Genomic DNA, 12,211 nt, shown 5'->3' on the forward strand with positions numbered 1-12,211 from the left:
GTCCGCGGTGGTACGTCCACCGCGGACGGGCCGGCCTGCTTGTCGCGGGTCCTGGCAACGGCCGCGCCTCAGCGCAGGCCGAACGCCCGGATCACGGTCTGCTTCACCGAGTTGCCCGCAGAGTCCTTCGCGCTCGCCCTCAGCGACACGAAGGACGCCTTGTTCGGGGCGTCCAGACGGAACCGCCCGTCGCTGCCGCAGGCGGCCTTGCGCCAGGTCCGGCCGTCGTCGTAGGACAGCTCCAGGCCGACCGCGCCGATCTTGCCGGCGAGGCTGGCGCCCGACAGGTGTGCGGCGGTGACGGACAGGGTGTCGTTCCGCCCGGCGCGCCCTGCCGCGTCGGTGCCGATCCGGTAGTCGAGCTGCACGAGCGGCAGCACCACGGTGACGCCGTCGGTCGGCTTCGCCGACGTGAAGTCCCACTCGGTGCGCGTGCGGGAGGAGTACGGGGTGTACGGCACGTCGCGCTCACCGGTGACGACCAGCTTGTACGGCAGCCTGCCGGGGCTGGGGGCGTCGCCCAGGACGGTCGTGAAGTTCCCCTGGCCCAGCTGCTGGGTGCCCTGGTAGAGCGTCTGCTGCTGGGTTCCGGCAGGGTCCTGGTTCCACCCGACGTGGTCCGCGCTGCCCCAGGCCGGGATGTCGATGTACAGCTGGTCACCGCGGCGGGCGGGCGGGGGGTTGTGGAAGAAAGTGTCGTTCAGGAAGGGGCGCTGGATCGGCTTGAACCACTCCTCGGACTGCCTGCCGCCGGCCCGGTAGGCGGTCCTGGCTCCCTGCTCGAAGCCCACGGACTCGACGAACGCCTCCTGGTGCCAGCCGACGCCGCTGGTGGACACCCAGTCGGTGCGCTTTCCGTTCGAGGGTTCCGGCATGATGTTGCCGGAGGTCCAGTCGACGCCGTCGAACCATTCGAAGCGGAACTCGCTGCCGGGGGCTCCCTGCTTCGGGCTCGCGAAGGCGACGTCGATCCGGGCCAGATTCTTGGCGTCGCCCTTGACCGTCATCTTCGACGGGATCTCGTTGTGCCAGGCGTGCGCGAGGTCGTAGACGTACGGGCTCGCGGTCTCGGAGTCCACGGTGATCCTGGCCCCGCCGTCCTTGACCTGCCGGATCAACTGCTCACCCTGCTCGGTGCCGAGCAGGCCGACGTCGAGTGCGACGGGTCCCTGGCCCATCGCCGTGTAGGAGCGCATCGGGCGGCCGTACCCGTTCTCCACGACCAGCATGAGCTTCGCGCCCGCGGCCATGGCGTTGGCCGCCTGCTCCATGTCGCTGACGTCGTCGTTGTGGCGGACCACCACGGCCTTGCCGCGCGCGTCGAGGTGGGCGTAGTCCGCACTCGACCCCTGCCCGGCGAAGAGGACCGGCAACTTGTGGGTGCCACTGGGCAGCGGGGTGATGTCCTGCTGGCGCAGTACGTCCGTGAACTCGGTCGTACGGGTGGAGACGGCCAGTGCCGGCTTCTCGCCACGCCAGCGGGCGGTCAGCCGGAAGTCCCCGTGGGTGACGTTGTGGGTGGTCGGCTGCGCCCAGATGCTGTCGAAGTACAGGCTCTCAGCGGACAGACCCGACCTGACGCCGTTCATGACGCGGTTGTAGCCCAGCTTCTGGAAGGTCACCGCGCTGCGCTGCGGGGTCGTCATGCCGATGCGCTCGGCCTTGGAGGCGTCGAACGTGACGGTGGTGTCGCGGTCCAGAAGGACGTCGGGGTCGCCGAGCAGTGCCAGGCCCCTGGAGTGCGGACCGTGGACGCCCTGGATCTCCTGGAAGGAGAGCGCCGAGTACACGGCCTCGGGCAGGAAGATGTCCCGGGTGCCGGAGGGGCCGACGCCGATCTCCACGGGGCTGGTGTCGCCCGCCACGAGCAGCTGGACCCAGCCGGACGTGGGATTGCCGTCCGTGTCCCTGAACTCCAGGGTGAGTTTGTGCATCAGTGCCACGCCGAGGGAGACCGCGGTGTGTGCCGCGGCCTTGCCCGACGTGTCCGTCGCCAGCACCTGGCCGGTGTAACGGCCGTCGGCGGTGCCTCCCGAGCCCTCGATCCGCACCGTGACGCCGGCGGTGCCGTGCGCGGGGACCACCACGCGGGTGTCCGACAGGCGGAACATCCCGGCCGGAGCATGCGGTGCGTCGACGGACAACGTGAGTGCGACCGGTGCGTCGGTGGTGTTGGTGTACGTCACCGGGCGCTCGATGGTGTCGCCTCTGTACTGGGCCGCATAGGCGGTCGCCGTGGCGAAGACCCCGGCCCGTGCCGCGGCGGCGACGTCCAGCCGGCCGCTTCCGGCCTGGAAGGCGTCGTACTCCGGGGTCCGCCGGGAACTGCTGGCCAGCAGGTCCTTCAACTGGGCACCGGTCAGCCCCGGACGGGCCGCGGCGAGCAGGGCGGCGGCGCCCGCGACGTGAGGTGTGGCCATGGAGGTGCCGCTCATGGACTGGTAGGCACCCTGGCCGTTGCCGGTGAACCGGGAGTTGGCCGCCAGGATGTTCACTCCGGGTGCGGTGATCTCCGGCTTCAGCGCGCCGTCGACACGGGGGCCCTGGCTGGAAAACGGGGCGAGCGAGTCGTCGGAGTCGACCGCGCCCACGGTCAGTGCGGAGTCCGCCGCTCCCGGTGCGCCGATGCTCCCCGGAGCGCCCGTGTTGCCCGCGGCGATCACGAACAGTGCGCCGGTCCGGGCGCTCAGGCTGTCGACGGCCAGGCTCATCGGGTCGGTTCCGTCGGACACCTCGCCGGTGCCGAGGCTCATGTTGATGACCTTGGCGTGCTGCTCGACCGCCGCCCACTCCATGCCCTCGAGGGCCCAGGAGGTCTGCCCGCTGCCGGAGTCGTCCAGCACCTTGCCTATACGCAGCCGGGCGCCGGGGGCGACTCCCTTCTCCTTACCGTCGGAGGCCGCACCGGTGCCGGCGATGATCGATGCGACATGGGTGCCGTGTCCGGCGCCGTCGTCGGTGGTCTCGTACGGTACGAAGCTCTGGCGGCTCGCGACGCGGTCCGCCAGGTCCGGGTGGCCCGCGTCGATGCCGGTGTCGAGGACGGCGACGTCCACGCCCTGCCCGGTGTCGCCGCCCTGCCAGACCTGCGGGGCGCCGATCTGCGCGGTGCTGTCGGCGAGGTCGGCGTGGATGGGGGCGTCGAGCCAGATGTGCGAGATGCCGGCACCGAAGGACGGCTTGGCGTCCTGTGTGCGGGCGCCGTCGTCGGTCGCCGCCCCGGCCACGGACTTCCAGAAGTCGCCCGCGCGGGAGCGGTCCGCGCTCAGGGCGGCGCCCTGGATGCTGTCCAGGTTCCGCACCCGGGTCGCGCCCTCGGGCACGGCGGACGCGCGGCGCGCGGCACCGGCCTGCGTGTAGGAGACGATCAGCGGCAGCCGGTCGCGGTGCGCGTCGTCGTAACCGTCCGCGATCAGGTCCGTGATGTTGAACAGTTTCCGGTCCAGCGTGCCCTGGGCCAGGAAGGGCAGGACGGACTCCGGGTAGACGTAAAGGTCGTCGTTCGACGTCAGGATGCGCGTCCGCGCCGGCAGTCCGTCCGTCCCACGGACGGTGACGGTGCCGCCGGACGGGCCCTCACCGCCGGCGGCCTGACTGGTCGTCACGATGTCACCGGTGATCAGCGTGACGGTGTGGGTTCCGCCGGGCACACGGTCCGCGGCCGACGAGTGCGGGGGAGCGGGAATTCCGGAAGGGGCGGCGGCCTGAGCCGTGATGGGGCTCGTGAGTGCGAGGACGGAAGCCCCGGCGATGACCGGCACGCTCCAGCGTCTTTGGTGTCTCTTCAAGGTGTCCCCGGGTAGGGTCCGGGCAGAGGACGATCACCCTCCGCCGTACAAGGGCGCCAACCTCAGCGGGTTGGAAGCACCTGGGCTGGGTGATCATATGCACGCCTGAATTCGCTGTGAAGAGTGGTGCTTCTTCATTGTGAACCATGTGGCAACGATGTGAGCGCTCCTCGGAGCCCCGCCCGCGGCGGAGACCGTCGATCCGCCATGGGCCGGACGAGACTGTGGCGTACGGTGGCCGGGACAACAACAGGCCTACCACTGGCATCGGTTGGGCGCCGCCCTCCGATGGCCTCCGTGGTGCAGACCGGAGCGCCGTCGACCGGTGAGGGGCTGTCAGGTTGCCGACGGTGTGAGCTGCATGACACTGTTCGCGCGCGGGCAGCGAAAGCGCCTGACCTTTGCGACCTCCCCGTGAAAGCGGAACCGCCCTCCGGCGGGACGCCCGCCCTCACGACCGCCGCCAGAAAGAATCGCGGCTCGACCTGTAAGAAGGTGCCGGGACCGGACATAGACAGGGGTGGAGGCGATGTGGACACAACAACCGATGAGCAGCGCTTCACCCGCGTGTACAGGGAGACCTACGCTGCGGTCGAGGCGTATGTGCGTCGTCGTATCCACCCCGACCGGGCGAGGGACGTGGTCGCCGAGGTCTTCCTGGTCGCCTGGCGCAGGTTCGACGAGGCTCCCGTGGCGGACGCACTGCCGTGGCTGTACGGGGTGGCTCGCCGGACCCTGGCCAACGTTCACAGGGCCGATCAACGGCACGCGGGGCTGACGCAGGTCCTCGCCGCTCAGCCCGGACGCGATGTCGAGGACCACGCCGGGGCCGTGGCCGATCGGCTCCACCTCGCGGAGGCCTTCGACGGCCTGAGCCAGAGCGACCAGGAGGTACTGCGCCTGGCGTTGTGGGAGGAACTGGCTCCGAAGGACGCGGCTCGGGTCCTCGGGTGCACGTCGGCCACGTTCCAGGTCCGCTTGCACCGTGCGCGGAGGCGTCTGCGGCGACGAGTGGCCTCGACCGGGGAAGCCGGGACGCTGTCACGTGGCACTCGGGACAACATGCTGCCGGAGAGGACAGGGGGTGGTCGCGATGCGTGACGCCGACGATGATTTCCGGGCCCTGGACCCCGTTGCGGGCCGGCCGGAGTTGCTGACCCGATCCGAGCGCAGCGCGTTGCTGGAGCGGATCCTGACGACCCCACGCGTGGATCGGGCAGCAAAGCCCCGGCGACTCGGGCAGCGCAAGTGGGTGCTCGCCGTCACTGTCGCGGCCGCGGCAACGGCCGTCGCTGTGGTCGTTCCGCAGATGCCGGGCCCGACGGCACAGCCGGCCCATGCGGTGACGCCGGAGCCCCTGACACTCCACCGCCCGGACAGACCCGCTGCGCACGTGCTCGAGGCGCTGGCGCGCGAGGTCGAGAAGCTGCCGGACGATTCGCCGGCGGGCGGTACGGAGCGCTTCGTACAGGACAGTTGGTCCCTGTCGACCCGCATCGACGGCATCCAGGTGACGTCCGCGATCGTCCCCGAGCGGAGGGTGACGTGGAAGAAGCCGGACGGATCGGAGAAGTGGCGGGTCCGTACGCTGGCACCGCAGTTCCGGACTACGGAGCAGCGCAGGACCTGGGAGGCAGGCGGCTCCCTGGGGAGTGAACCGCAGGAGCAGTCGGACTCGACAGGCCCAGCCGATCCGGAGGATCCCCGCCGCCGTGAACCGCCGTCCGACGCCGCCGGAATGAGGCGCTGGCTGCGCGCGGGCTACGAAACGCACGGGGCCGGCGAACTCTTCGACTCCGTTGCCGAGCGCCACATCGACAACAGCTTCTCCCCGCGACAGCGAGCCGCGCTCCTGCGGGCCGTGGGCGCCGCGCGGGGTGTCGAATACCGCGGGGTCGTGACGGACCGTGCGGGCCGGTCGGGGGACGCCTTCTCCGTGGCCACGGCCTACGGTGGCCTTCCGAAGCTGCAGACCCTTGTGTTCGACCCGCACACCGGCACGTTGCTGTCGTACGACGAACAACTGACGAGCGACGCCGGCGCCCTGAAGGTGAGGGTCCCCGCCGTCGTCCTTTACATCACCTACCTCGAAGGCGGGTGACGAAGGGGGCCGCGGCCCGGTTGTCGCCGCCCGCCGAGGCCGTCCGGGCTACGACCGGACGGCCTCGGGGCACGAGTCGGCCCTCTGCGTCCTCGACCAACCGTCCCCCACCGCGTAAACGGTGCGTGCCGGGGATCCCGGCTTGGCGACGGGCGGCTCCTCCGCGTCGCCGCCCGTGCCGCCGACAGCGGCTGTCGAGGGCAGTGCGGCGAGCGTCACGTCCGCATTGGACACCGTGCACGCCAGCTGCCGCATGGCCGGTTGGCTGAGTGGCGAGACTTCCGTCGGGAGCAGGACGTAGACGGTGCTGTCGGACTTCGCCTTCACCTGCGGCCCGTTCTTCAGAAGGGGCAGCTCCGTGGTGACGGTGGCTCTCTCGTCGACGGTCGGTCCTGCGAACAGCATGCGGACGGCTTCCTCGACGCTCGCGGGGGCGGGCGTCTTGCGCGCGTAGACCCTCAGCTTGCCGTCCTGCAGGAAATAGAGGGAGACGAGGACGAGCTTGGCGGTCCGCGGGGCGGGGGAGGACATGCCGGTCGCCGCTTCACCGGCCTCGATGACGCCGGTAGGGGGGACCCCGCAGGCCGTCAGCGTGAGCGCGGCCGCGAGGCCGGTCATGAGCGCCGCCAGGCGCGTCCGCTTCACCGGGCACCCGCGCCGGCGTCGTCGTCGGCGGCCTTGTCGTCCGCCGCGGAGTCGCGGTGCAGGGGGAGTTCGACCGTGAACGCCGCGCCGCCCCAGGGCAGGTTGGCGGCACTGACCCGGCCACCGTGCAGGTGCACGTTCTCCGCCGTGATGGCCAGGCCCAGCCCGCTGCTCGCGCTCCTGGCCCGTGTGCTGTTCGCCTTGTAGAAGCGTTCGAAGATGTGCGGCATGGCTTCCTCGGCGATCCCCGGTCCGTTGTCGGTCACTTCGATGACGGCCCACGCCGCGTCCGCGGAATCCTCCCGCACGCTCATGGCCAGCCGCACCGGCGGTTCCCCGTGCCGCAGCGCGTTGCCCACCAGGTTGGCGAGCACCACGTCGAGCCGCCGCGGATCGACCCGGGCCCGGAGCACGCCGGGTGGGGGCAGATGGGTCTCCACCCGGCCCTGCCACCCCCGGGCGGCAAGGGTGTGCTGTGCGAAGTCGGCCAGGTCGATCTCGTCCAGGTTGAGTTCGGCCGCGCCCGCGTCGAAGCGGGAGATCTCCATCAGGTCGTTCACCAGCACGCTCAGCCGGCTGGTTCCCTCGCTGATCAGCCGCAGCGCCTCGCCGGTCTCCCGGTCCAGGCGCAGCGCGTTCTCGTCCAGCACGTCGGTGACCGCCGACATCGCCGCCAGCGGAGTCCGCAGCTCGTGGGAGACGTCCGCGACGAAGCGGCGCGCCTGCGCCTCCATACGGCGCAGTTCCGCGACCGACCGCTCCAGCTCGGCCGCGGTGTGGTTGAAGGACTGTGAGAGGTCGGCCAGTTCGTCGGATCCGTTGACGGTCAACCGCACGTCGAGGTGCCCCTCGGCCATCCGGCGCGTCGCCCCGCGCAACGCCCGTACGGGACGGAGCACACCGCTCGCGGCGAGCAGCGCCAGGACGACGGCGAGGCCCAGGGCCACCAGGGTGGCGTGCTCGATGGCGCTGACCATCGCCTGGACGTAGGCCTGTTCGGTGTCCTGCGGTACGACCAGGTACATCACGAGCCCGGAGAGCATGGACTCCGTGCCCTCGCCGCTGGTGTAGGTGACCGGCATGCCGACGACGAGCCAGGGACGCCCGTTGTCGTCCACCCGCTGGAACACCGCGGCGCGTTTGGTCGCGACGGACCGGCGCAGTTCCGGCGTGATCTTGTCGAAGTCGGCACTCGGCGCGGAGGCGCGGAGGCTGCCGTAGGTGGCCAGTACCCGCCACCCCTGGGACTGGTTGGCGCGCAGCACGTGGTTCACCGCGGTCTCCAGGTCCGACTGGTCCGGCTGCAGGGGGGTGTTGACGGCCAGGTCGTTGACGCCGGCCCGGAACTGCCGGATGACGGTGTCCTGGCTCTGCTGCAGCACCCCTGTCCGCGCCTCCCGGAAGGTGACGGCTCCGGTGCTGAGGGCGCCGGCCATGGTCACCAGGACGAACGCCACGACCAGGCGGGAGCGCAGCCCCCGCAGCGGGAGCGGGACCTTCGCCAGGGCCGCCCGGTGGAACCGCGTCCACCTCGGCCCCCGGACGCCGGCGACCGTCGCCGCGGCCTCCTGGTCCCGGACGGCCCGGTGCGCCCGTGCGGATCCCCGGCGGCTCACGCGGTACCGAAGCGGTAACCGAAGCCGCGTACGGTCTGGATGTACCGGGGGGCGCCGCCCAGTTCACCGAGCTTGCCGCGCAGCCGCTTCACGCAGGCGTCCACGAGCCGTATGTCGCCGTAGTAGCTGTGCTCCCAGACCGCTTCCAGCAGTTGCTGGCGGCTGAAGACCTGTCCGGGCGAGGCCGACAGGGTCAGCAGCAGCCGCAGTTCGGAGGGGGCGAGTGCGACGGGTTCACCGCGGTGCGTCACCACGAGCCCGGCCCGGTCGACGACCAGCTCGCCGTGCGACTCCGCCCTGGGCCGGAGGGTGTCGGAGACCGACGCGTCCTGCCGGCGCAGCACGGCGCGTATGCGCGCGTCGAGCACGCGGGCCTGCACCGGCTTGACCACGTAATCGTCCGCCCCGGCCTCGAGGCCCACGACCACGTCGATGTCATCGCCCTTGGCGGTGACCATGATGATCGGCACCTGGTCGCGGTCCCGTATTCGCCGGCACACGTCGAGGCCGGACATCCCCGGGAGCATCAGGTCGAGCACGACGACGTCCGGACGGAAGGGGCGGAGCTGTTCCAGTCCCTCCTCACCCGTTCCGGCGGCGAAGACGTCGTGCCCCTGGTGCCGTAGCCCCAACTGGACGGCCTTACGGACATCTGGGTCGTCTTCGACAATCAGGACTCGTGGCACTTCGCCAGTGTAAGCAGATCGCGATCGGTGACCGTCCCGGGAAAGGGCAGCTCGCGGGAGCTGTTACAGAAGGGTCATACCCGCGATGCGAGGCCGCTCTCCGGTCGACAGGGGGCGCCAGGGGAGCGCTCGTTATCGTTTCGTGATGGTTCGAGCTCATGGCGATCATCTCGGATGACCAGGTTGAGCTGCCATGGATTCATCCCACCGCGCCGGACGCCACCGCTCCTCCCGCCGCCGGCGGCGCCGTCCGCGCCGCCGGGTCAGGGGCTATCTGGTCGCCACGCTGGTGGTCGGCGGACTGCTCGGCTCCGCCGCGTTCTTCCTGGACGACGGGCGCGGCGACGCCTCGGGCGGTGCGCGGCAGCCGCGGAGCGTGGTGAACGTCACCCCCACACCCTCGCGCACTCCCACACCCACACCCACTCCGCCCCCGAAGCCGAAGCCGAAGCCGAAGCCGACCCCCACCGAGATCGACGTCCCCGCGACGGGCAGCGGCACGTTCGTCACCGCGCGGGCCGGCGGCGAGAAGGTCGGGCACGGACCGCGGCCGCTCCGCTACGTGGTGAGGGTCGAGACCGGCCTCGACGTCTCGCCCGCCCAGGCGGCAGACGAGATCGCCGACATACTCGGCGCCCCCCGCGGCTGGACCCACAACCGGGCCTACGCGTTCCAGTTGGTCGGCGCCGGACAGCCCAGCGACCTCACCGTGAGCATCGCGACACCGGGAACGGCCGACGCCCTGTGCTGGACGGGCATCCACCAGGACACCCGGGGCGAGTACAACTGCGAGGTCCCGGGCGGGGTCGTGGTCAACCTCAAGCGCTGGGTCAAGGGCTCGCCCACGTTCGAGGGGCCGATCCACGACTACCGGGCGCTGATCATCAACCACGAGATGGGGCACTTCCTGAACTACACGCACACGACGTGCGCGGGTCCCGGGCGACTGGCGCCCGTGATGATGCAGCAGATCAAGGGCCTGCACGGGTGCGTCTCCAACGCCTGGCCCTACGACAGGAACGGTCAGTTCGTCACCGGGCCGCACGTGCCGTGAACCCTGGGACCTCCGGTCGTGGTGGGGCGGCTGTGACGTGATGGGCCCGCTGATACACGGTTGATGCGTGGCCGAGCGGCGACGGATGCCCGACGCGGATCCGCCTCGCGCATCATTGAGAGCCCGTACCTGCGTCCGATGGGAAAAGATGTCGGGTTCCATGACAGAGGGGGCGGCCGCCCCGCCGCCCGTGGCGGTCCTGCTCGTCGAGGACGACGAGGTGATCCGCCGGTCGGTCACCATGGCGCTGGAACGCTACGGCTACCGCGTCGCCTCGGCCGCCGACGGTCTGACCGGCCTCGAACTGTTCCGGGAGGGCCGCCACGACCTGCTGCTGCTGGACGTGATGCTGCCCGGTCTGGACGGGATCGGGCTGTGCCGCAGGGTCAGGGAGACCAGCATGGATCCGATCCTGATGATGTCCGCGCGGGGCGACGCCCTGGACGTGGTCTCCGGCCTGGAGGCGGGCGCCGACGACTACGTGGTCAAGCCCGTGGACACCGCGGTGCTGGTGGCCCGGATCCGCTCCCTGCTGCGGCGGGCGACCTTCACCCCCGTCCCGGCCCAGGCGGGCCCGCCTCCCGCGGGACCGCAGGCCCGGCCGGAGGACCCCGGACGGCTCGTCTTCGGCGACCTGGAGATCGACACCGCGGGTCTCGAGGTGTCCCTGGCCGGCGCCCCGGTCGCGCTCGCCCCCACCGAGCTGCGGCTGCTCCTGGAGTTCGCCGCGAACCCCGGGGTCGTGCTGGACCGCAACACTCTGCTGCGCAACGTGTGGGACTACGGCTGGGACGGTGACAGCCGCGTGGTCGACCTCTGCGTGCAGCGGCTGCGGAAGAAGGTCGGCGCCGAACGCATCGAGACCGTCCGCGGTTTCGGCTACAAGTTGCGGCGCTGAGGTGGACACCGTACGCGACCTGCTCAACTGGCGTTCGCTGCGCTGGAAGACCGCGCTGCTCGTCGCGGTGGCCTGCTGTGCGATCGCGCTGACCGTCGGGGTGCTGGTCCACCGCAGCACGCTGGCGCGGTCGATGAACGACGGCGGCGCCAAGGCCACGGCGGAGCTGGACCGCGCCTGGGAGGACTCCCGGCGCGAGGGCGGGTCCCCCCAAGGGCTGGAGACCTCGCCCGCGGCGATGCCCGCCGAACTGCTCGACCGGCTGCGGCACGGGCCGGGGCCCAGCACCGGCCACGCCACCTGGTACGACGGCGACAGGCCCGGCGACCACCCGCGGATGTGGGCGGCCCGGATGCACGGGGACAGGCCGGTGGCGATCGCGATCGACATGACGTCCGACCTGCTCACCCGTCGTGCTCTGGACCGGCACATGTGGAAGTACTCCGTGCTCGCGCTGGGCGTCGTGCTACCGCTGACGGCGCTCGCGGCCGAGCTGCCCCATCGCAGGCTGCGGCGCGTGGCGCGGACCGCGCGCAGCATCGCGGCCGGTGACCTGGCCGCGCGGACCGCCGACGGCCGCGGCGGCCGCGGCGGGGACGAGATCACCGAGATCTCCGCCACCGTGGACTCCATGGCCGACAGCCTGCTCGGGCGCCTGGCCGCCGAGCAGCGCTTCACCGCCGACGTCGCCCACGAACTGCGCACCCCGCTGATGGGCCTGGTCACCGCGAGCGGGCTGCTGCCCGAGGGGGAGGCCACCGACCTCGTCCGCGACCGGGTGGGTGTGCTGCGGGTCCTGGTGGAGGACCTGCTGGAGATCTCCCGGCTGGACGCGGGCGCCGAACGGGCCGAACTCAGACCGGTCCCGCTGGCGGAGGTCGTCGAGGAGTCGCTGGCCCGCACCGGACTGCCGGCACGGTTCACCCCGGACGGCGCCGGGTCCGCCAGGACCGACCCGCGCCGGGTCGACCGGATCGTGGCCAACCTCGTCCTCAACGCCCACCGGCACGGCGGCGCACCCGTCGAGGTCGCGGTGACGGGCACCACCGTGACCGTACGGGACCACGGTCCGGGCTTCCCGCGCGAGCTGCTCGCGGACGGGCCCCAGCGGTTCCGCACCGGGGCGTCGGAGCGCGGGCGGGGCCACGGCCTCGGGCTGACCATCGCGCTCGGCCAGGCCCGGGTCATCGGCGCGTCGCTGTCCTTCGCCAACGCCCCCGACGGCGGAGCCGTCGCCACGCTCCGGCTGCCCGCGGCCGACTGAGCCACCACGGGGCAGGGGCGCGTTGATCCACGGCGGCGTTGATCCACGGCGGCGTTGATACACGACGGATGACCGGCCGAGCGGCGGTGGAGGCACGGTCACGGCCGGGCCGACATCGGCGGGCCCCACGGTGGGCGGTGTGCGTGAGAGCCACGCCGT

Annotated in this window: 9 protein-coding genes; 5 read left to right on the top strand and 4 right to left on the bottom strand. The window is 71.6% G+C overall.

Going from position 1 to position 12,211, the window contains the following annotated elements; all coding sequences use genetic code 11:
* Positions 1 to 68: 68 nt before the first annotated feature.
* Positions 69 to 3,650: a S8 family serine peptidase gene (locus OIE69_RS36290; RefSeq protein WP_326578940.1), complete on the bottom strand. Its 3,582-nt coding sequence runs from the start codon at positions 3,648 to 3,650 to the stop codon at positions 69 to 71.
* A 669-nt stretch (positions 3,651 to 4,319) separates the two neighbouring features.
* Between OIE69_RS36290 and OIE69_RS36295 the strand changes: the two genes are divergently transcribed.
* Complete coding sequence (locus OIE69_RS36295) at positions 4,320 to 4,889, top strand: RNA polymerase sigma factor (RefSeq protein WP_326578941.1); 570 nt, start codon at positions 4,320 to 4,322, stop codon at positions 4,887 to 4,889.
* Complete coding sequence (locus OIE69_RS36300; protein ID WP_326578942.1) at positions 4,882 to 5,889, top strand: CU044_5270 family protein; 1,008 nt, start codon at positions 4,882 to 4,884, stop codon at positions 5,887 to 5,889. The genes OIE69_RS36295 and OIE69_RS36300 overlap by 8 nt, the downstream gene beginning before the upstream one ends.
* A 48-nt stretch (positions 5,890 to 5,937) precedes the next feature.
* On the opposite strand, the gene OIE69_RS36305 is transcribed toward OIE69_RS36300, so the two are convergent.
* Genes OIE69_RS36305 through OIE69_RS36315 form a run of 3 tightly spaced genes read right to left on the bottom strand, consistent with a single transcriptional unit; the run spans position 5,938 to position 8,836 of the window.
* Positions 5,938 to 6,534 carry a cyclic nucleotide-binding domain-containing protein gene (locus OIE69_RS36305; RefSeq protein WP_326578944.1) on the bottom strand — a complete coding sequence of 199 codons (597 nt, stop codon included), beginning with the start codon at positions 6,532 to 6,534 and terminating at the stop codon, positions 5,938 to 5,940.
* Positions 6,531 to 8,150 carry a sensor histidine kinase gene (locus OIE69_RS36310; protein WP_326578946.1) on the bottom strand — a complete coding sequence of 540 codons (1,620 nt, stop codon included), beginning with the start codon at positions 8,148 to 8,150 and terminating at the stop codon, positions 6,531 to 6,533. The genes OIE69_RS36305 and OIE69_RS36310 overlap by 4 nt, the downstream gene beginning before the upstream one ends.
* Positions 8,147 to 8,836 carry a response regulator transcription factor gene (locus OIE69_RS36315; RefSeq protein WP_326578947.1) on the bottom strand — a complete coding sequence of 230 codons (690 nt, stop codon included), beginning with the start codon at positions 8,834 to 8,836 and terminating at the stop codon, positions 8,147 to 8,149. The genes OIE69_RS36310 and OIE69_RS36315 overlap by 4 nt, the downstream gene beginning before the upstream one ends.
* A gap of 193 nt (positions 8,837 to 9,029) precedes the next feature.
* Here OIE69_RS36315 and OIE69_RS36320 point away from each other — a divergent pair, with 193 nt between their 5' ends.
* From OIE69_RS36320 to OIE69_RS36330, 3 genes are all read left to right on the top strand, one after another.
* On the top strand, positions 9,030 to 9,890 hold the full coding sequence (locus OIE69_RS36320) for a DUF3152 domain-containing protein (RefSeq protein ID WP_326578949.1): 861 nt from the start codon (positions 9,030 to 9,032) through the stop codon (positions 9,888 to 9,890).
* Between the two features lie 160 nt (positions 9,891 to 10,050).
* Complete coding sequence (gene cseB, locus OIE69_RS36325) at positions 10,051 to 10,788, top strand: two-component system response regulator CseB (protein WP_326578951.1); 738 nt, start codon at positions 10,051 to 10,053, stop codon at positions 10,786 to 10,788.
* A gap of 1 nt (position 10,789) precedes the next feature.
* Entirely contained in the window at positions 10,790 to 12,052 is a 1,263-nt protein-coding gene (locus tag OIE69_RS36330; protein WP_326578953.1) for a sensor histidine kinase, read from the top strand.
* Positions 12,053 to 12,211 lie beyond the last annotated feature (159 nt).

This window comes from Actinacidiphila glaucinigra (assembly GCF_035918135.1).
GTDB lineage: Bacteria > Actinomycetota > Actinomycetes > Streptomycetales > Streptomycetaceae > Actinacidiphila > Actinacidiphila glaucinigra.

Excerpts from the sequence above, each read along its gene's own strand:
- OIE69_RS36320 (WP_326578949.1), top strand. The coding sequence starts at position 9,030 with ATGGATTCATCCCACCGCGCCGGACGCCACCGCTCCTCCCGCCGCCGG.
- OIE69_RS36300 (WP_326578942.1), top strand. The coding sequence starts at position 4,882 with ATGCGTGACGCCGACGATGATTTCCGGGCCCTGGACCCCGTTGCGGGC.
- cseB (WP_326578951.1), top strand. The coding sequence starts at position 10,051 with ATGACAGAGGGGGCGGCCGCCCCGCCGCCCGTGGCGGTCCTGCTCGTC.